19 protein-coding genes are annotated in these 18,106 nt (G+C 70.7%); 8 read left to right on the top strand and 11 right to left on the bottom strand.

Annotated elements, in window-relative coordinates:
* Position 1 precedes the first annotated feature (1 nt).
* The gene (locus ACIRRY_RS12005; protein WP_403971115.1) at positions 2-1,735 is read left to right on the top strand and encodes a SulP family inorganic anion transporter; all 1,734 of its coding nucleotides are present in this window, start codon (positions 2-4) and stop codon (positions 1,733-1,735) included.
* A 15-nt stretch (positions 1,736-1,750) separates the two neighbouring features.
* On the opposite strand, the gene ACIRRY_RS12010 is transcribed toward ACIRRY_RS12005, so the two are convergent.
* From ACIRRY_RS12010 to ACIRRY_RS12025, 4 genes are all read right to left on the bottom strand, one after another.
* Positions 1,751-2,317 carry a hypothetical protein gene (locus ACIRRY_RS12010; RefSeq protein ID WP_403971117.1) on the bottom strand — a complete coding sequence of 189 codons (567 nt, stop codon included), beginning with the start codon at positions 2,315-2,317 and terminating at the stop codon, positions 1,751-1,753.
* A gap of 158 nt (positions 2,318-2,475) precedes the next feature.
* The gene (locus ACIRRY_RS12015) at positions 2,476-4,020 is read right to left on the bottom strand and encodes an oxidoreductase (protein WP_403971119.1); all 1,545 of its coding nucleotides are present in this window, start codon (positions 4,018-4,020) and stop codon (positions 2,476-2,478) included.
* Between the two features lie 200 nt (positions 4,021-4,220).
* Positions 4,221-4,943, bottom strand: coding sequence for a dienelactone hydrolase family protein (locus tag ACIRRY_RS12020; protein WP_403971120.1), 723 nt, complete (start codon positions 4,941-4,943; stop codon positions 4,221-4,223).
* A 227-nt stretch (positions 4,944-5,170) separates the two neighbouring features.
* The gene (locus tag ACIRRY_RS12025) at positions 5,171-6,022 is read right to left on the bottom strand and encodes an alpha/beta fold hydrolase (protein WP_403971122.1); all 852 of its coding nucleotides are present in this window, start codon (positions 6,020-6,022) and stop codon (positions 5,171-5,173) included.
* A 339-nt stretch (positions 6,023-6,361) separates the two neighbouring features.
* Here ACIRRY_RS12025 and ACIRRY_RS12030 point away from each other — a divergent pair, with 339 nt between their 5' ends.
* The 6 genes from ACIRRY_RS12030 to ACIRRY_RS12055 all read left to right on the top strand — a co-directional run bounded on the left by ACIRRY_RS12030 (position 6,362) and on the right by ACIRRY_RS12055 (position 10,476).
* On the top strand, positions 6,362-6,934 hold the full coding sequence (locus tag ACIRRY_RS12030) for a dihydrofolate reductase family protein (protein WP_403971124.1): 573 nt from the start codon (positions 6,362-6,364) through the stop codon (positions 6,932-6,934).
* Between the two features lie 54 nt (positions 6,935-6,988).
* The gene (locus ACIRRY_RS12035; RefSeq protein ID WP_403971126.1) at positions 6,989-7,444 is read left to right on the top strand and encodes an RpiB/LacA/LacB family sugar-phosphate isomerase; all 456 of its coding nucleotides are present in this window, start codon (positions 6,989-6,991) and stop codon (positions 7,442-7,444) included.
* Between the two features lie 146 nt (positions 7,445-7,590).
* Positions 7,591-8,724 carry a diaminopropionate ammonia-lyase gene (locus ACIRRY_RS12040; protein ID WP_403971128.1) on the top strand — a complete coding sequence of 378 codons (1,134 nt, stop codon included), beginning with the start codon at positions 7,591-7,593 and terminating at the stop codon, positions 8,722-8,724.
* Positions 8,725-8,852: 128 nt separating this feature from the next.
* Positions 8,853-9,023 carry a DUF5670 family protein gene (locus ACIRRY_RS12045; RefSeq protein ID WP_403971130.1) on the top strand — a complete coding sequence of 57 codons (171 nt, stop codon included), beginning with the start codon at positions 8,853-8,855 and terminating at the stop codon, positions 9,021-9,023.
* Positions 9,024-9,072: 49 nt separating this feature from the next.
* Positions 9,073-9,423, top strand: coding sequence for a PRC-barrel domain containing protein (locus tag ACIRRY_RS12050; RefSeq protein ID WP_403971132.1), 351 nt, complete (start codon positions 9,073-9,075; stop codon positions 9,421-9,423).
* 120 nt (positions 9,424-9,543) lie between these two features.
* Complete coding sequence (locus ACIRRY_RS12055) at positions 9,544-10,476, top strand: anti-sigma factor RsbA family regulatory protein (protein ID WP_403971134.1); 933 nt, start codon at positions 9,544-9,546, stop codon at positions 10,474-10,476.
* Between the two features lie 4 nt (positions 10,477-10,480).
* Here ACIRRY_RS12055 and ACIRRY_RS12060 read toward each other — a convergent pair whose 3' ends face one another.
* The 6 genes from ACIRRY_RS12060 to ACIRRY_RS12085 all read right to left on the bottom strand — a co-directional run bounded on the left by ACIRRY_RS12060 (position 10,481) and on the right by ACIRRY_RS12085 (position 15,383).
* Complete coding sequence (locus ACIRRY_RS12060) at positions 10,481-10,843, bottom strand: STAS domain-containing protein (RefSeq protein WP_403971136.1); 363 nt, start codon at positions 10,841-10,843, stop codon at positions 10,481-10,483.
* The gene (locus ACIRRY_RS12065; RefSeq protein WP_403971138.1) at positions 10,840-12,078 is read right to left on the bottom strand and encodes a PP2C family protein-serine/threonine phosphatase; all 1,239 of its coding nucleotides are present in this window, start codon (positions 12,076-12,078) and stop codon (positions 10,840-10,842) included. The genes ACIRRY_RS12060 and ACIRRY_RS12065 overlap by 4 nt, the downstream gene beginning before the upstream one ends.
* Complete coding sequence (locus ACIRRY_RS12070) at positions 12,078-12,887, bottom strand: alpha/beta fold hydrolase (RefSeq protein ID WP_403971140.1); 810 nt, start codon at positions 12,885-12,887, stop codon at positions 12,078-12,080. Before ACIRRY_RS12070 ends, ACIRRY_RS12065 begins: the two co-directional genes overlap by 1 nt.
* A 61-nt stretch (positions 12,888-12,948) precedes the next feature.
* Positions 12,949-13,395, bottom strand: coding sequence for a hypothetical protein (locus tag ACIRRY_RS12075; RefSeq protein ID WP_403971142.1), 447 nt, complete (start codon positions 13,393-13,395; stop codon positions 12,949-12,951).
* A 52-nt stretch (positions 13,396-13,447) separates the two neighbouring features.
* Positions 13,448-14,308: an RNA polymerase sigma factor SigF gene (locus tag ACIRRY_RS12080; protein WP_403972242.1), complete on the bottom strand. Its 861-nt coding sequence runs from the start codon at positions 14,306-14,308 to the stop codon at positions 13,448-13,450.
* Between the two features lie 214 nt (positions 14,309-14,522).
* On the bottom strand, positions 14,523-15,383 hold the full coding sequence (locus ACIRRY_RS12085; RefSeq protein WP_403971144.1) for a DUF1206 domain-containing protein: 861 nt from the start codon (positions 15,381-15,383) through the stop codon (positions 14,523-14,525).
* A 212-nt stretch (positions 15,384-15,595) separates the two neighbouring features.
* On the opposite strand from ACIRRY_RS12085, the gene dacB reads away from it, so the two are divergent.
* Complete coding sequence (gene dacB / locus ACIRRY_RS12090; RefSeq protein WP_403971146.1) at positions 15,596-16,942, top strand: D-alanyl-D-alanine carboxypeptidase/D-alanyl-D-alanine-endopeptidase; 1,347 nt, start codon at positions 15,596-15,598, stop codon at positions 16,940-16,942.
* Positions 16,943-16,974: 32 nt separating this feature from the next.
* On the opposite strand, the gene ACIRRY_RS12095 is transcribed toward dacB, so the two are convergent.
* The gene (locus ACIRRY_RS12095) at positions 16,975-17,973 is read right to left on the bottom strand and encodes an Ig-like domain-containing protein (protein WP_403971148.1); all 999 of its coding nucleotides are present in this window, start codon (positions 17,971-17,973) and stop codon (positions 16,975-16,977) included.
* Positions 17,974-18,106 lie beyond the last annotated feature (133 nt).

The following is an 18,106-nucleotide window of genomic DNA, read 5'->3' on the forward strand; positions in this document are numbered from 1 at the left end:
CGTGTCCACCGGCCCGGCCGGGCGCCTCCTGGACTGGCGGCGCCTGACGCCCGGAATCGCCGCGCTCGCCGGATACCGGCGTGCCTGGCTGCGCGGCGATCTGCTGGCCGGGGTCACGGTGGCCGCGTATCTCGTCCCTCAGGTGATGGCGTACGCCGGGGTCGCCGGGCTCCCGCCGGTCGCCGGGCTGTGGGCGATCCTGCCCGCGCTCGCCCTGTACGCCGTGCTGGGCTCGTCGCGGCTGCTCTCGGTGGGCCCCGAGTCGACGACCGCGCTGATGACGGCGACCGTCGTGGGCCCCCTCGCGGCCGGCGACCCGAGCCGCTACGCCACGCTGGCCGCCGCCCTCGCGGTCACGGTCGGTCTGCTGTGTCTGGTCGCGTGGGCGGTACGGCTCGGCTTCGTCGCCGATCTCCTCTCGCGCCCGGTCCTGATCGGTTATCTGGCGGGCGTGGCCCTGATCATGATCGTGGACCAACTGCCCAAGCTCACCGGGGTGTCGACGACCGGTACGGCGTTCTTCCCCCAACTCTGGTCGTTCCTGCGACACTTGGGTCAACTCCACACGCCCACGCTGGTGTTCGCGGTGGCCCTGCTCGGGTTCCTCTTCACGGTGGCGCGGCTGTCCCGGACGGTGCCCGGCCCGCTGCTGGCCGTGGTGCTGGGCACGGCGGCCGTGGCTGTCTTCGACCTCGACGACCGCTACGACATCAAGGTGATCGGCCACGTCCCGGCGGGACTTCCCACGATCGGGCTGCCGGACCTCACCGAACTGCCCCACCTGGTGCTGCCCGCGCTCGGTGTCCTGCTCGTCGCCTACACCGACTTCATCCTCACCGCACGGGCCTTCACCGGCGACGACGCGGACGACGACGGCCCCGGTCTCGACGCCGACCAGGAGTTCCTGGCCCTGGGCGCGGCCAATCTCGGCGCGGGCGTGCTGCACGGCTTCCCGGTGAGCAGCAGCGCGAGCCGCACCGCGCTGGCCTCCTCGACGGGCGCCCGCAGCCAGGCGTACTCGCTGATCGCGGGCGCGGTCGTCCTGGCGGTCCTCCTCTTCCTGAGCCCCCTCCTGTCGCGCACCCCCTCGGCGGTCCTCGGCGCCCTCGTCGTCTACGCGGCCGTCCGCATGATCGACCTCACCGGCTTCCACCGGCTGGCGACCTTCCGCCGCCGCGAACTCCTGCTCGCCCTGGGCTGCTTGGCCGGCGTCCTGGCCCTGGACATCCTCTACGGCGTGATCGTCGCCGTAGGTCTGTCGGTGGCCGAACTCCTCACGCGGGTGGCCCGTCCGCACGACGCCGTCGAGGGTCTGGTCCCCGGTGTGGCCGGCATGCACGACGTGGACGACTACCCGCAGGCCCGCACGATCCCGGGCCTGCTCGTCTACCGCTACGACTCCCCGCTCTTCTTCGCCAACGCGGAGAACTTCCGCCGCCGCGCCCTGGCCGCCGTAGCCCAACAGGCCATCCCCGTACGGTGGTTCGTTCTCAACGCCGAGGCCAATGTGGAGGTGGACATCACCGCCCTGGACGCGGTCGACGAACTCCGCCGCGAACTCGCCCACCGCGGCGTCGTGTTCGCCCTCGCCCGGGTCAAGCAGGACCTCCTCGACGACCTGGAGGCGTACGGGCTGGTGGAGTCGGTGGGCACGGACCACATCTTCCCGACGCTGCCGACGGCGGTGGCCGCGTACCGGGAGTGGAGCGGCACACCCGACGAGGGAACGACCTGACGTGGTGCCCGCGGTCTACAGCCAGGCGGTGAGGAGGTTCTGTACCGGGTCGCCGCCGTCGCGCGCCAGGCAGAGGGCTCGCGCGCCGACCCACAGGACGGTCGTGCCGAGGCGGTCGGGGTAGCGGTCGAGCATCGCGTGGAAGTAGGCCTCGGGGGTGTCGCGGTCGGCCAGGACGTCCTCGGCGTCGTCGAAGTACTGGCGGGTCTCGCGGACGAGGCGGGCCTCGTCGTCGTCGAGGGTCTTGTTCTGGTGGCTCGCGACGATCCGGCGCGGCTCCAGCGCGGCGACCGTGTCGACGGCCTTCCGCCAGGCGTCGAGACCGTCGTCGGCCGCCTCGCCGAGGTACTGGTGCACGCCGTTGTAGATGACGTCACCGGCCACCACCAGGTCGAGGTCGGGCACATCCGGCACGGCGCAGTCGTCGGAGTCGGCGTGGCCCACTTCGCCGATGTTCAGAGCGTGCCCTTCGAGGGTGAGGCGGTTTCCCGGCACCGTAACCGCGGTGTCGGGCGAGGGCGGGATCCGGCCGGGGAACAGCCTGTCCCGGAGCACCTCCCGGAACGCCTCGTTGCCGCGCATCTGCCGAGAGCCTGAGCCCCTCCCCCAACACCCTTGGTACCCATGTCCGTACGATCTTCGCGAAGCTGGGCGTTCACTCACGCGTGCGACCGGCCAACGCCCTCCACACTCACCAAGCCGGACTGTCCGGGCCGTAGCCCGTGCTGCCCGGTCGCCCGCTAGCTCTTCTGCAGGGCGCGGGTGACACCGGCGATGACCGCTGTCGTCAGCACCCAGCCGAAGGCGATCAACAGGTAGGCCAGCAACTGGAGGCCACCGTTCGACCAGTACCAGGACGTGCGTTGGCCCAGGCCGCCGAAGGGGATCAAGAGGTCGAGCGTGTAGACGAGGGGCTGGAAGGGGGCGCCTTCGCCTCGTTGGACCGGGGCGGGGGTGTGCGTGCCGAAGGACAGCGTGCCGAGCAAGGTGAGCGCGAGGAGCCAGACGCCGGCCAGCCAGGGGCGGTAGCCGTAGCCGACGGTCATGTCGAGGAGGTGTCCCCACGCGCGTGCGGCCCAGGGCAGGGTCTGCCGCCGATGGCGCTGTCTGGCCAGGAGTACCCGGCGGGCTTCGTCGTCGTGGCCGGCTTTGCGGTACCAGCTGGCCAACTGCTCATAGGGCTGGGGGTTGTAGCCGGGGCTGCGGCGTATCCATGCCACGCGCGAGGCCGCGGAGTTCCGCCGGCCCGCTGTCTCCTGCCGCTCGTCCGCCTTGATGGAGCCGTAGACGAACCCTTCCAACTCCACCACGTCCGGCCAGCTCTGCTCGCTGTCGTGGAGGTAGGACACCTGCGCGCCCTGGAGGTCCACGGTGCCGGAAGGCGGCCGGGCGAGGGTGAGGTCGAAGTCGACGGCCTGCATCAACAAGGCGGTCAGGGACGGGCCTTGGCCTTCGGGCGGTCCGTTGAGGACGGCTCCTTGGAAGGTCAGGGTGCCCGATACCCGGGTGCCGTGCAGCCGTACGGTCCCGTCCGCGGTGAACCCGTCGGAGAAGTCGAGTGTCGAGGCCACCGCGTTGTCCAGGAAGAGCGCCACTCCGCTCGGACCGGGGTCCGTCAGGTGCGCGCCCCGCATGAACAGTCCGCCCGGCAACTGGGCTCCCGGCAAACGCACTTCACCCCGTGCGACGAAGCTCCGGCAGAAGAAGCCCCCTTCCATGACCAGGCCACCGGCGGCCACGGCCCAGCCTCCGGGCGCGTTCATCTCGGCCCGGTTGAGGACCACTCCGCCGGTCACCCGGGCGTTGGTGAGCGAGAGGGCGGTGATGTCGTGGTTGAAGGGCGAGGCGGCGCCGCCCTCCACGTATGAGCGCCGCAGGTCGAAGTTCCCGTCGATGCGCGCCGAGCCGGCGTCGATGCCGGGTACCCGGCTGCTTTTGATCACAAGCGTCTGTGTCGACGCCCCGAAGAGGCTCACCGGCTCCTCGAACCAGCACTCCTCGATCCAGACGGACTGACCGATCTGCGCGCCGGCCAGGTTGAGGGACCCGGTGATCCGCGCCCCGGCCAGCCTCAGGCAGGCGACGGCGCCCGGTTGCACGGTGTTCGCGCCCAGGAGGAGCGCCATGAGCACGGCGGTCCGGACCGTCCTGGCCGGACCCCACTGCCCGCCTTCGGCGACACGGTCGTCCTCGGGGACGCCCGTGCGCAGATCCACGGGGCGCCCTTCCGGGAACGCGTCCCACAGTTCACGCTCCGGTGCGGTCAACTCGTCGTAGGAGAGCACCTGTTCAGAGTAGTGATCTTCCGCTGCGTTCGCGCCGGCCTTGTTCCCCGTCGAAGACGCCGGTGCCCGAGCCGCGCGGCAGCCGTTTCGCCGCGTCGTCGGTCGAGCGCCGCTCATCGAGGAGAGCCGGGGCCTGTTCCTCGATGAGCGGTGTCGCGGACGGAACTGCCCACTGACTACCGGCTATTGGCGGCCCGGCCTCACTTCAGGTGCCGGTCCAGGAAGCGGCCACCGTCCTCCAACTCGAACGACGGGGTGCCGGTGTGCCCGCCCAGATTGGCGTGCAGCGTCTTCTCCTCGGTGCCGAAGGCGTCGAACAGGTCCAGGGCGCGCTGCCTGGGGTTCCCCTCGTCGTCCCACTGCAGGAGGAACAGCAGCGGAACGGTGACCCGCTTGGCCTCCTCGCGCTGGGCGCGGGGCACATAGCCCCCGGCGAAGAAGCCGACGGCCGCGATGCGCGGCTCGGTCACGGCGAGGCGGATGCCGAGGGCGGTCCACCCCGAGTACCCGACCGGGCCGCCGATCCCGGGCAGCGCGAGGAGGGCGTCCAGGGTGGCCAGCCACTCCGGGACCGCGTTCTCGACGAGCGGGCCGACGAGGGACTCGAAGATCTCGTCGACCGGTTCGCCGGCCCGCATCGCCCGGCGGAGATCGGCGCGGGCCTGCTCGGCGGCGGCGGAACGGGGCCGGTCACCGCACCCGGGGGCGTCGATGGTGGCCACCGCGTAGCCGTACGTCGCGGTCTTCCGGCCCCGGGCGATCAGCCGGGGATCGCTCTTGGGCAGGCCGTTGTTGTGGGCCATCAGGATCAGCGGAGCCGGTGCGGCGGACTCGGGCGTCCAGAGGGTGCCGGGAATCCCGCCGAGGGTGAATTCGCGTTGGAGGACGCCGTCGTCGAGGCGCTGCTCGGAAGTGAAGTCCATGGTCGTGCCTTTCGGGAGAGCTCATATGGCGCTCCCGGACGACCTAGCGTCCGACCGTGACCCCGGAGGAGAGCACCCATGTCGTCGATGTGTTCACGGGTACCACCTCCTCGTTCTCTCGCACGGCCTCGGGAAAGGTAACAGCGGTCGCCGTGGTCCGCCAACGGGTTTTCACGGGGAACGCCCCGGTCCGTGGCCGTGGACCGGGGCGCGCTTGTCGTGAGCGGTCAGGCGACGGTCCTGGCGGCGTCGAGGATGAGGTCGGCGACGGCCTTGGGGTGGCTGAGCATCGCGACGTGGGACGAGCGCGGCACCTCGACGATCTTGCGCGCGTTCGCCCGGCTGTACATCCAGCGCTCGCACGCCGGCGGGATCGCCTTGTCCCGGCCGGCCACCAGCCCCCACGCCGGGATGGTCTTCCAGGCCGCGGCCGTGGTCGGGAAGGTGAAGGAGTCGGCGTCGAAGGGCCGTTGGGTGGCTTGGAGGACCTTGAAGTCGGAGGTGGAGATGTCGGCGGCGAAGGCCGCCTTTCCGTCCTTGCTCAGGTACAGGTCGATTCCGGTGGTGCCGTCGGCCTTCGTGTACGGGACCGGCACGCTCACCGGCTCGACCTCGCTGCCGGGGAACTTGGTGATGAGCTCGCCCTGTGTCTCGCCCGCCTCGGGCACGAAGGCGGCGATGTAGACCAGCGCCTTGACGTTGGCCTTCCCGGCGGCGGCGTTCGTGATGACCGTTCCGCCCATGGAGTGCGCGACCAGCACGACCGGTCCGCTGATGGAGTCCAGCAGACTCGCGATGTAGGGGGCGTCGGTCGGGATGCCCCGCAGCGGGTTCGACCCGCTGATCGCGGTGTAGCCCTTGTCCTGCAACTTCGCGATGGTGGCGTTCCAGCACGACGAATCGGCGTAACCGCCGTGCACCAGCACGATCGTGGGCTTCACCTTCGACTTCTCCCCACTGGTGCCGGAGGCGGCCGTGGCCGCTCCGGCTGTTCCTGCGGAGCCGGCCACCAGCGCCGCCGAACCGGCCAACGCCGCTCCGGTGGCCAGTACGTGACGGCGGGAAACTTCGGCACTCATGGGACTCCTCGCGGACCGCGATGGGGGATGGGGCTCGTCCACGCTGGGGCGGCTTGATCGGCGTGGCATGCCATGGACACTACGAGGAGCGCTTTTGCGGTGGCATCGGCAATATGACCTAGAGTCCGGGGCCGCGACCCGGCCGGTCACTTCCGTCAGCGGGCCGCGCCCCTCGTCGACAGTCGCAACGTCGGCCCCGGTTCGGTCAGTTGGCCCCGCTCCTGCCCATCGGTCGCGTCCCACACCCGACCCCCGACAACTTCCCCATCCTTGACAATTTTTTTTGTCGGCTGGATCCTGGGGTGACCCGCACGCACACCGACCACCCGAGGAACCACGATGCGCACCCTGATCAGCACCGCCTTCATCTCCCTCGACGGCGTCATGGAGGCCCCGGGCGGCGAGCCCGGCTACCGCAACTCCGGCTGGACCTTCAAGGACATCGAGTTCCTGCCCGAGGCGTTCGACATCAAGGGGCGGGAGCAGCAGGAGTCCACCGCGATCCTGATGGGCCGGGCCAGCTACGAGGCGTTCAGTCCGGTGTGGCCGGACATGGAGGAGTTCGCGCACTACAAGACCCTGCCGAAGTACGTCGTCTCCACCACCCTCACCGACGACAGGCTCGTGTCGAACTGGGGCGAGACCACCGTCCTGCGCACCCTCGACGAGGTCGCCGCCCTCAAGGAGACCGAGGGCGGCCCGATCATCGTGCACGGCAGCGCCGCCCTCAACCACGGCCTCGCGGACGCCGGTCTGGTCGACCGCTACCACCTGCTCGTCTTCCCGCTGCTGCTCGGCGCCGGAAAGCGGCTGTTCCCGGCCAGTGACAAGGACGCCCAGAAGCTGAAGCTGGTCGAGCACGCCGTGTACGCCAACGGTCTGCAGCTGAACGTCCTGGACGTCGTCCGTTGAGCACGCGGCATTTCGCGCTGGCATCGGACTCGTCCGCTCAGTAGCCTCCGGGACATGCGGATCTCTGTTTCCTCGGACATGGACGAACCCGTCGCCCGCGCCCTCGTCGCCGAGTTGCGCGGCCGGGGCCACGAGGTGGTGACGCACGGGGCGCTGCGGCCCGGGGACGACCCGCAGTGGGCGGTGTGCTCGGAGGTCGCGGCCCGCGAGGTCGCCACCGGGGCGTCGGACCAGGCGGTCGTGTGCTGCTGGACCGGCACCGGCGCGTCGATCGCCGCGAACAAGGTGCCGGGCGTCCGGGCGGCCCTGTGCGCGGACTCCTACACGGCGGACGGCGCACGCCGCTGGAACGACGCGAACGTGCTGGCCCTCAGCCTGCGACTGACGTCCGAGCCCCTGCTGAAGGAGATCCTCGACGCCTGGTTCACCGCGGCGCCCAGCGAGGACGCCGACGACCGGGAGAACGTGTCCCGCATCGGACAGCTCGACCTCAACAGGTCCGCGCCGTAGCCGAGTTCGGGCCCGCACCCGCTCAGCGTGGGCCCGCCGGGGGCGCGGATGGTGCCGATGTGTCGATCGCCTGGTGAAGAGCGCGGCGGCAGGGCCCGGTCCGGCATTCGCTGGACCAGACATACGGTTGGACACATCCTGGTCGTGTGTCCAAGACCTCCTTCCCCTCCGGCAGCCCCGCCGCGCGCCGGCTGCCGTGGTACGCCCGGTCCGCGGCCGGCGCCTGGACCTGTGCGCCGCCGTCGGCCGACGTACGGGACTTCCATGCCGGCCTGCCCGGTTACGCGCCCACCGCGCTGACCGAACTCCCCTTCCTGGCAAGGGAACTCGGTGTCGGGCGGGTGTTCGTCAAGGACGAGTCCGCGCGGCTGGGGCTGCCCGCGTTCAAGGCGCTGGGCGCGTCCTGGGCGATTCACCGGGTGCTGGCGCGGCGGCCGGCCGGCGGCGGCCCGGTGCGGCTGGTCACCGCGACCGACGGCAACCACGGCCGGGCCGTGGCCCGGATGGCGCGGCTGTTCGGGCAGCGGGCACAGGTCTTCGTGCCGAGGGGCGTCCATCCGGCGGCCGTGACCGCGATCGAGGACGAGGGCGCGGACGTCGTCCTGGTACCCGGCCCCTACGACGAGGCCGTGCGCCGGGCGGCCGACGCGGCGGCGGGCGGGCCGGACAGCGTGCTCGTGCAGGACACCGCGTGGCCCGGGTACGAGCGGATTCCCGGCTGGATCGTGGAGGGCTACTCGACCCTGTTCGCCGAGACCGACGAGCAGTTGAGGGCCGCGGGTGTGGAGGCTCCGGGGCTGGTGGTGGTCCCGGCGGGCGTGGGCTCGCTCGCGCAGGCCGCCGTCGCCCACTACCGGAGTCGTGGGCCCGAGTCCGCTCCGGCCGCCCTGATGACGGTCGAGCCCGACACCGCCGCCTGTGTCCTGGCCAGTCTCGCCCGCGGGGAGCCGGTCAGCGTGCCGACCGGTGCCACCACCATGGCCGGCCTGAACTGCGGCACCGTCTCCAGCCTGGCCTGGCCGTATCTGCGCCAGGGTCTGGACGCCGCCGTCGCGGTCACGGACGCCGAGAGCGCCGACGCCGCACGCGGACTCGCCGCGGCCGGGGTCTCCTCCGGCCCCTGCGGCGCGGCCTCGTCGGCGGGCGCCCGCGCCGCCCTCACCGGTGACGGCGCCGCCGTACGCCGTAGAGCCCTGGACGTCGGTCCCGCCTCGGCCGTCGTCCTGCTCAGCACCGAAGGCACGGCCGCGAACCCGCACACGGAGGAGGGGTCGCGATGACCCGGTGACGTGCGGCCCGCCCGTACAGGTCGTGACCGGCGGTTCTCGTCCTCGGTACGGTTTCTCAATTCCTCCAGGTGCATGATTCATTTTCGGCAGGGCACTCGGATGCCTGGAGGTCGATACATATGTTTCCCCTGATCCTTGTTCTTCTTCTCGCGCTGCTGCTTTTCGGTGCGGGATTCGCCGTCAAGATTCTCTGGTGGGTCGCGATCGTCGTTCTCGTCCTGTGGCTGCTGGGATTCGTCGCCCGTTCGACGGGGTCCAGCGGTGCTCGAGGACGTTGGTACCGCTGGTAGGAGATAGATCTCCGACCGCGAAATTCACCCACCACAGAGCGAGGTTTACATGGCGGACGAAATGTGGGACTACCAGGCCGAGTCGGGCCACCGGACCGGAACGGATCTGACCGGATTCAAGGTCGAGGCGAGCGACGGTTCGATCGGCAAGGTCGACAAGCACTCCGAGGACGTCGGCGCCATGTACATCGTCGTCGACACCGGTGTGTGGATCTTCGGCAAGCACGTCCTGCTGCCCGTCGGCACGATCGCGTCCATCGACGTCGCGGGCCGCACGGTCCACGTCGGCCGGACGAAGGAAGAGATCAAGAACTCCCCGGAGTTCGACAAGGACAAGCACACCGGTGACTCCGGCTACCACGAGCAGGTCGGCGGCTACTACGGGAACCCGCGCACCTGATCGGCGTTCCGCGGTGCGAGAGGGTGGTGGGGACCGGCGGAACTACCGCTCCCCACCACCCTCTCGTGCTACCCCCGTAGACTGCTGGCCCGGCCTGACAAGGATCGAGGTGGCGGCACGATGAGCACGGCCACCCACGGCGCACCGTTCGCGCATCCCGCGCTGTTCTACCGGGGCGAGGCGCAGTACACGGCCGCCACGGTGCCGTTCGTGCGAGCGGGGCTGGCCGCCGGGGAGGCCGTCGCGGTCGCCGTTCCCGGCCCGCGCCTCGAACTGATCAGAGCAGGGCTCGGATCGACCGGCGCCGGTGTGCGGTTCCTCGACATGACGGAGGTCGGCCGCAATCCGGGGCGGATCATCCCGGGCGTGCTGCGGGCCTTCGCCGACGCCCACGCCGACAGCGGCCGGGTGCGGATCGTCGGCGAGCCGATCTGGCCCGGCCGCACCGCCGTCGAGTACCCGGCGTGCGTCCAGCACGAGGCGCTGATCAACTCGGCGTTCCGGGATCGCGAGGTGACGATCCTGTGCCCGTACGACGCGGACCGGCTGGAGCCCGACGTGCTCGCAGACGCCCGCGCCACCCATCCGGTCGTCATCGACGGGGACGCCCAACTCCCCAGCGCCGCCTACGACCCGCAGGGCGCGATCGCCCGCTACAACGAGCCGCTCCCCCACCCGCCGGGCGCGGCGTCCATCGCGTTCGACGCCCAAGAGCTCCCGAAGGCCCGCTACTTCGCGGTCCAGGAGGCCGAGCGGCTGGGCCTGGCCGGCGTACGGCTGCAGGATCTGACACTGGCCGTCGCGGAGTTGACCACCAACAGCGTGCTGCACGGCGGCGGTTCGGGGTCGCTGCGGATCTGGGCGGAGGACGAGCGGATCGTCTGCGAGGTCCGGGACCACGGCCGGCTGACGGATCCGCTGGCCGGCCGCCGACCGCCCCCACGCGACCAACCCGGCGGCCGCGGCCTCCTGTTGGTGCACTACGTCGCCGATCTCGTCCGCGTCCACACGGCTCCAAACGGCACGGCCATCCGTTTCTACCTGGCCCGTTGACGCCTCAGGCGCGGGGTGACGGCGGTGTCCAGGCCGCTTCGGCGTCCTGTGCTGTGGGATGGGTCGGGAAGACCTGGTCCAGCCCGACCATCTCGAAGATCCGGCTGATGTGACCCGGGACCGCGGCCAGGGTGATGCCCGCCCGGGCGGCGAGGGCGTGGTTGCGGGCCGCGAGCAGGGCGGTGATGCCGCTGGAGTCGCAGAACGTGACACCGGCCAGGTCGACGACGAGCTGCTGGCCCTCCTGGAGCACGAGCCCGGGCAGGAGGTCACGCACCTGGGAGGAACTGTCGTAGTCGAGTTCTCCGGTCAGTTCGACGACGGGTCCCGCGGGTGTGGTCCGGGTGCGGATGGCGAGTTGGGTCACGGCTGCTCTTCACTGGTGGGTCGGGGCACGTTGATGGCGAGGACGGCGGTGTCGTCGTCGACGCCGGTGCCGAAGGTGTCGAGCAGGTCGCGGATCGCGGCGACGGCGGCCGAGGCGGTGGTGGGTGCCAGGCCGCGGGCGAAGTCGAGGAGGGCCTCGTCGCCGTAGCGGTCGCCGTTCCTGGTGCGGTCCGGGCGGGCCTCGGTGAGGCCGTCCGTGTGGAGCAGCAGGGTGTCGCCCGCCGTCAAGTGGACGGTGGCGGTGGCGATATGGGCGTCGGGCAGGACGCCGATGAGCTGTCCTCCGGGGGTGTGCAGTGGTTCGACGCTGCCGTCGGCGCGCAGCAGCAGCGCGGGCGGGTGGCCGCCGCTGGCCAGGGTGATACGGAAGCCGCCGAGTTCGCCCTCGGGGGTGAGCAGTCCGAAGACGACGGTGCAGAACCGCGGGTCCTGGCCGTTGTACTCGTGGTGGAGGACGGTGTTGAGGTTGCTCAGCACGGCGGCCGGATCGGGGTCGTAGACGGCGGCGGCACGCAGTGTGTACCGGGCCAGCGAGGTGACGGCCGCCGCCGCGGCGCCCTTGCCGCACACGTCCCCGAGGAACAGCCCCCAGGTACCGGCGGAGAGCGGGAAGAGGTCGTAGAAGTCGCCGCCGACCATGTCGGTGGAGGCGACGTGGTAGTGCGCGGCCACATCAAGTCCCGGCACGCTCACCAGAGTCGGGGGCAGCAGGGTCTGCTGGAGAGTGGCGTTGAGGCGCATGAGCTCCTCGCGTTCGAGTTCCGCCTCCTTGCGGGCGCGCAGCAGTTCCGTCTCGTAGGCGCGGCGGTCGCGGGCGTCGAAGACGGTGGTGCGGATGAGCAGCGGTCGGCCGTCGCGGCCCGTCTTGACGGTGGAGGTCACCAGCACGGGCAGCCGGCTGCCGTCGGTCGCCTTGAGTTCGAGGGCGATGCCGCTGACCTCGCCCTGCATGCGCAGCAGCGGGCCGAAGTGGGTCTCGTGGTAGAGCCGGCCGCCCACGGTGAGCAGGTCGGAGAAGGTTCTACGGCCCACCAGGTCGCCGCGGTCGTGGCCGAGCCAGTCGAGCAGCGTCGTGTTGATCTTCGCGATGGTGCCGTCCATCAGCGTGGAGAGGTATCCGCACGGCGCGTGTTCGTACAGGTCCTCGGCGCTGTCCTCCAGGAGTGCGGAGAACGTCGCGTGATCGCCGCTCTCGCTGTCGCCGTCGGCGCTCATCAGCGCACGGCTCGGACGAAGTCGGAGATGGCGGCGGCCGTCTCCTGCGGTGCGGATAGCTGGGGGCAGTGCCCGGTCGCGTTCAGGGTGACCAGTCGGCTGCCCGGGATCCGCGCGTGGACGAAGGCGCCGACCTCCGGGGGTGCGATCGCGTCGACGGAGCACTGGGCGACCAGTGTGGGCACGGTGACTCCGGCGAGGTCCTCGCGGTTGTCGGAGAGGAAGGTGACGCGGGCGAAGACGCGGGCGATGTCGGGGTCGGTGCGGCAGAAGCTGTTGGTCAACTCCTCGCCCAGTTCCGGGCGTTCGGGGTTGCCCATGATCACCGGGGCCATGGCGCCCGACCAGCCCAGGTAGTTCGCGTCCAGGGACTCCAGCAGCTCGTCGATGTCGTCGGCGCTGAACCCGCCGCGATAACCGGCGGCGGGGTCGTCGATGAAGCACGGCGAGGGGGCGAGCAGCACCAGACCGGCGAACGCCTCCGGCTCGCGGGCCGCGGCCAGGACGCCCATCATCGCGCTCACGGAGTGCCCCACGAACGTCACCGGGCCGAGCGCCAGCTCATGGCAGATCTCCAGCACGTCCTCGGTGTAGCCGTCCAGGGTGGAGTAGCGCTCGCGGCTCCACGCCGACAGATCGGAGCGGCCGGCGCCCACATGGTCGAAGAGCACCACGGTGGCCTCGCGCTCCAGGAGCGGTACCACCAGCCGCCACATGTGCTGGTCGCACCCGAACCCGTGCGCCAGCATCACGACCGGCCCTCCGGACCGGCCCGAGACCGTCACATGGTTCCTGCTCCGCACACTCATGCGGCACATCCTCACAGACCGCGCCCCCGTCCACCCGCCGCGCCTACTCCGTGCCGACGCCTCAGAGCTGCTTCGGCCTGCCCAGGGACCAGCCGGACACGTCCGTGAGCCGCCCGCGCCACAGGGGCATGACGACGGAGCCGCCTCCGGCGCCGACACCGGTGGCGTCGCGCAGATGGATCCACTGCGGCAGCCGTTGCGGGCCGGGGCCGCCCTGCTTCTCCACGACAGCCTCGTCCACCTGCCGCGGGAACCGCTCCAGGAGATGCGCGCCGGGACCGTCCGTCCCGTGCAGACCGCGTGCCCAGTCGGTGGTCCAGGCCTCGTGGGAGATCAGGTCGCCGTGGAGGAAGGCGCCGCCCACGGTGAGGGTGACGGGCAGCGCTGCCTGCGCGTCCTCGCCCATCAGCCGTACCAGCATCTGCAGTTGGAGGTCGGGGACGGGCTCCGTCACGATCGGGGCGGCGGGCTGGTGCAGGGGATCGTGGTCGGCGCTCGTGGAGCTCATGCGGGGTGATCCTTTCGGTGCCGCGCGAGGGAGAGTCTGTCGGGCGGGGGGATCACGTGGGCAGGAGGCCGGTGCGCAGTTTGGCGAGGGTGCGGTTGAGCAGGCGGGAGATGTGCATCTGCGAGAGGTTCAGTACGCGGCCGATCTCCGCCTGCGTCATCTCCTGGCCGAAGCGCATCTCGATGATGGTCCGCTCCCGCTCGTCGAGCTGTTGCAGCAGGGGGGCGAGCGTGTGGAGGTCCTCGAACAGCTCCATCGCCGGGTCGGCGTCGCCCATCGTGTCCGCGTACTTGGGCGCGCTGTCGGCCTCGTCGTCACCGCTCGGGGTGTCGATGGAGCCGGCGACATAGCCGTTCGCGGCGACCAGGCCCTCGATGACCTCGTCCTCGGACAGCTCCAGGTGGGCGGCGAGTTCCTTGACCGTGGGGGTACGGCCCAGCTCGGTGCCGAGGGTCTCCTTGCTCTTGGCGAGGTCGACCCGGAGTTCCTGGAGGCGGCGCGGGACGTGCACGGCCCAGGTGGTGTCGCGGAAGAAGCGCTTGATCTCGCCGAGGATGTAGGGGATCGCGAAGGAGGTGAACTCGACCTCGCGGGTCAGGTCGAACCGGTCGATGGCCTTGATGAGGCCGATCGTGCCGACCTGGATGACGTCCTCCATGTCGCCGCTGCCCCGGTTGCGGAACCGGCGCGCCGCGAAGGACACCAGCGACAGGTTCATCTCGATCAGCGTGTTCCGGGCGTACTGGTACTCCCGGGTGCCCTCCTCCAGTTCCTGCAGCCGGTCGAGGAACAGCTTGGACAGCACCCGTGCGTCCTTGGGGGCGACCTTGGCCCCGTCCTCGATGTACGGCAGGTCGTCCACGAGCTCCGGTGCCGTCGTACGGACAGAAGCAGTCGCTTCGAGGGCGTTCACGGAGGTAGCCACGATGCCGCCTTAGCTGGGGAACAGGACGAACGTCGCGTGCCCCCTTCCCGCGCGTTCATGTCCCCCGGACCGCACAATTCCGAAGCCTGTCCGAAAAGTTGCCCCGCCGGACTCCGCCGACAGAGGAAGTGGGCGCGTTTTCACCCCGGTTGGGGGGTTCTACGGCGGTGTCGTGCACCGGGTCGCGGCCGGATGCCGGGCTTCACAGCCGGCGCCGGCGTGCCGAGGCGAAGGAGAAGCCGCCGAAGAGGACCAGCCCGATCGCGACGGCGACCAGCAGCCACGGCCCCGCCGGAGTGTGCGCGAAGGTGCGCAGGGTGGCGTCCATTCCCTTGGCCTGCTGGGGATCGAAGCGGATGGCCGCCACCAGCACGAACACCCCCACCCCCGCGAACACGGCACCACGCGCCGTACCGCCGCCCACACCCAGAGCGGTGACGGCCTGCCGTACCCGGCGGCCCATCTTCCCGGTCTCCAGCTTCCGCAGGAAACGCCGCATCACCGCGCGCACCGCGAGGGTCACACCGACCCCGATCAGGACGACGCCGGCGAGACCCACCAGCACCTGACCGCCCGGCAGCTTCAACGCCGAGGCCGTCCAGTCCCGCGACTTGGCGTCACTGCCGGACGAGCCGCCGGTCCCGGCGGCGAAGGACGCCGTACCCCAGCAGACGAAGCCGTAGAACACGGCACGGCCGGCGTCCAGCAGTCGTGAACCGACCTTGTGCGAGGGCCCGTTGTCCAGGAGCGCCCCGGAGGCGCGCCAGAGCGCCATGCAGCCGAAGCCGACGACGAGCAGCCACAGCATCACCTTCCCGAAGGGCTGCGCCGCGACCTGTTGCAACGCCCCCTGCCGGTCCGCCTCCCGACCCCCTCCGCCGAACGCGATCTGCAGGGCGAGAGCGCCGACGAGGACGTACACGACGCCTCGTGCGACGAAGCCGGCGCGCCCGGTTGCGCGCAGCGCCTGTTTTCCCTCGGCCGGTCCCGGTGTGGGGCTCCGGTCGGTGGAGCTCGAACTCGCCCTCTGGAGGCCCCACTTGTATGTGTGCGGCGACGTCATGATGCCTTTCCTGGAAACACTGGGCGGCCCTGAGGCCGACGCGCGGTACGCGTCCCGTCCTGTCGCGTGCCCCGGGTCGGGACTTCGATGTGTGTCGCGGAACGGCATCGGCCGATCCCCCGGCGGCGGCCCCCTCGAAGCTGTTACGTTCCTTTCAAGATCCCCGGATCTCCCTGTGCCCCCACCCCCCACCCCCTGTCGAGGCCGCCCCTATGTCCAACTCCCCTTCCGCGGACCGCGCGAGCGGACGCCACCGCAAGAGCCGGACGGCCGGCCCGGTGCTCCGCCGTGTCGCCGTCATCGCGGTGACCGCGCCGGTCGCCGGGACGATCCTGTTCGGCACCTCCGCGTTCGCGGCCGAGCAGGCCGCCCCGAAGACCCTCGCCAAGGCCGACACCGTCACGCTCGACACCGCCGAGCAGGCGATCGCGGACAATCTCAACACCCGTGTCCAGGACGTCCGTCTGGGCAGCACGTTCAGCGGTGTCGTCATCGACGCCCAGTCCACGGCGGCCATCTGGGGTCACGACGCGACGACCGCGCTGATGCCCGCGTCGAACACCAAACTCGCCACCTCCACGGCCGCGTTGACGATCCTCGGCCCGGACCACCGCTTCACCACGAAGGCCGTCTACGACAACGGCACGCTCACCCTGGTCGGGGGCGGGGACCGCACCCTGACCACGGCCGACCTCACCGCGATGGCCACAACTGCCGTAGCGGGCCTGAAGAGTGCGGGCCTGACCTCGGTGAAGGTGGCGGTCGACGACAGCCTCTTCCCCGAGCCCACGCTCGCCACCGGCTGGAACACGGGCTACTACCCCGACTCCATCGCTCCGGTGCGGGCGTTGGTGGTCGACGGCCGCCATGTCACCGACACCTCGCTGGACGCGGGCCAGATCTTCGCCAAGCTGGTCGCCAAACAGGGTGTCACCGTCACCGGGACCGTGGCCCACGCCACCGCGGCCACCTCGGCCGTTCCCGTGGCCCAGCACAATTCCGCCGCGCTGTCGGCCGTCGTGGAGCACATGCTCAAGGTGAGCGACAACGACATCGCCGAGACCCTGCTGCGGATGACCGCGCTGGCCGCAGGCCGCCCGGCCACCTTCGAGGACGGCACAGCGGTCGTACGCCAGGTACTCACCCAGTACGGCGTCTCCCTGGCCAACTTCGAGGTCTACGACGGCAGCGGGCTCTCCCGCTCGAACCGCATCCCGGCCCAGACCATCGCCGACATCCTGCATCTCGCCGACGACCCGGCCAACGCCCCGATCCTGAAGTACATCGTGGACGGGCTGCCGGTCTCGGGGGAGGCAGGTTCGACGCTGGGTCCCGAGTGGGGGCGCTTCGACACCGCGGACTCGAAGTGCGCCGTCGGGAAGGTCAGCGCCAAGACGGGGACGCTGACCGGAGCGATCGCGCTGAGCGGTCTGACCGTGGCCGCGGACGGGCGCTGGAAGATCTTCTCGTTCATCGAGAACAACTCGACGGCCGCCCCGGACGCCACGAAGGACGCCCTGGACGGCCTCGCCGCCACGGTCAACGGCTGCTGGGCTTAGGAGAGCTACGAGGTTGCGGCCACCGCGGCGCGTCAGAGCGCCGCGGTCGTCCCCTCGCCGGCGCCGCTGCCCGCGAGCCACTGGTCCCAGCCGAGGTTGAAGTCGGCGTAGCCGTTGTCGGCCGGGGCCTTGCCTCGGGGCGAGCCGGTGATGGTGATGGGGTCGCCCTGCTTGACCTGGCCGTAGAACCACTTGGCGTCCGACAGGGACAGGTGGACGCAGCCGTGTGAGCCGCGGGCGCTGCCGCTGCCCGGGTTCGGGTCACCGGTCGAGTAGTGCACGTAGGTGCCGGACTGGGTGAGGTGGATGTCCCAGGGCAGGGTCAGGTCGTAGAAGTTGGGGCTGCTCTTGTCGCAGCTGATGCCGACGCTGCAGGAGGTCATGTGGACCTTCTCCTGCTTGTCGATGACGGCCATCGTGCCGTCCCACGTCGGGTACTCGGCGCTGCCCGCGTTGATCGACAGGGTGCGCACCGCCGCGCCGTTCTTGGTCACCTTCATGGTGTGGTTGGTGACCGAGACATCCGCGCGGACGTCGTCGCCGATCTTGAAGGTGTGCGTGTAACTGTGCACGCCGTAGCGCCCGTTGCCGTTGGTGACGCCGTTCATGTCGGCGTCGATCTTCACGGTCGTACCGGAGGGCCAGTACGTCTTGGGGCGCCAGTCGACGCGCCTGTCGCCCATCCAGTGCCAGGCACCGACGACCGACTGCGAGGCGCTGACCTTCATGTGCTTCTCGACCGTGGCCCGGGCCTTGGACGCCACCGGGTTGGTGAAGATCACCGAGATCGGCATGGCCACGCCGACCGTGGTTCCGGTCTGCGGGGTGATCGTGTCCAGCAGCATCGGCGGGCCCGCGGGCTTGGTCGGCGACGGAGAGGCACTCGCGCTCGCCTTGGCCGACGCCTTCGCGTCGTCCGCGCTCGCCTTGTCGCTGCCACCCCCGCCACAGGCAGTCGCGCCCACCAGCACCGCACCCGTGACGAGTGCGATCCCTATGCTGCCCTTGCGCCGTCCCACGACGTGCCCCACTCTCTAGCTCCTCGGCCCTGACGGGCCCGACTCTCTGTCAGACAGCGACAGAGGGGGCCTCAGTTGCACGCGCCGCGTAAAGCATGTCTCAAGATTCGGTACGCGGCGGATGATCAGCCCTGTCCTGGCGCCT

It is taken from the genome of Streptomyces sp. NPDC101776 (genome assembly GCF_044766845.1).
In the GTDB taxonomy this organism is placed as follows: Bacteria; Actinomycetota; Actinomycetes; order Streptomycetales; family Streptomycetaceae; genus Streptomyces.

Excerpts from the sequence above, each read along its gene's own strand:
- ACIRRY_RS12010 (WP_403971117.1), bottom strand. The coding sequence starts at position 2,317 with ATGCGCGGCAACGAGGCGTTCCGGGAGGTGCTCCGGGACAGGCTGTTC.
- ACIRRY_RS12020 (WP_403971120.1), bottom strand. The coding sequence starts at position 4,943 with ATGGACTTCACTTCCGAGCAGCGCCTCGACGACGGCGTCCTCCAACGC.
- ACIRRY_RS12025 (WP_403971122.1), bottom strand. The coding sequence starts at position 6,022 with ATGAGTGCCGAAGTTTCCCGCCGTCACGTACTGGCCACCGGAGCGGCG.
- ACIRRY_RS12030 (WP_403971124.1), top strand. The coding sequence starts at position 6,362 with ATGCGCACCCTGATCAGCACCGCCTTCATCTCCCTCGACGGCGTCATG.
- ACIRRY_RS12035 (WP_403971126.1), top strand. The coding sequence starts at position 6,989 with ATGCGGATCTCTGTTTCCTCGGACATGGACGAACCCGTCGCCCGCGCC.
- ACIRRY_RS12045 (WP_403971130.1), top strand. The coding sequence starts at position 8,853 with ATGTTTCCCCTGATCCTTGTTCTTCTTCTCGCGCTGCTGCTTTTCGGT.
- ACIRRY_RS12050 (WP_403971132.1), top strand. The coding sequence starts at position 9,073 with ATGGCGGACGAAATGTGGGACTACCAGGCCGAGTCGGGCCACCGGACC.
- ACIRRY_RS12055 (WP_403971134.1), top strand. The coding sequence starts at position 9,544 with ATGAGCACGGCCACCCACGGCGCACCGTTCGCGCATCCCGCGCTGTTC.
- ACIRRY_RS12065 (WP_403971138.1), bottom strand. The coding sequence starts at position 12,078 with ATGAGCGCCGACGGCGACAGCGAGAGCGGCGATCACGCGACGTTCTCC.
- ACIRRY_RS12070 (WP_403971140.1), bottom strand. The coding sequence starts at position 12,887 with ATGAGTGTGCGGAGCAGGAACCATGTGACGGTCTCGGGCCGGTCCGGA.
- ACIRRY_RS12075 (WP_403971142.1), bottom strand. The coding sequence starts at position 13,395 with ATGAGCTCCACGAGCGCCGACCACGATCCCCTGCACCAGCCCGCCGCC.
- ACIRRY_RS12085 (WP_403971144.1), bottom strand. The coding sequence starts at position 15,383 with ATGACGTCGCCGCACACATACAAGTGGGGCCTCCAGAGGGCGAGTTCG.
- dacB (WP_403971146.1), top strand. The coding sequence starts at position 15,596 with ATGTCCAACTCCCCTTCCGCGGACCGCGCGAGCGGACGCCACCGCAAG.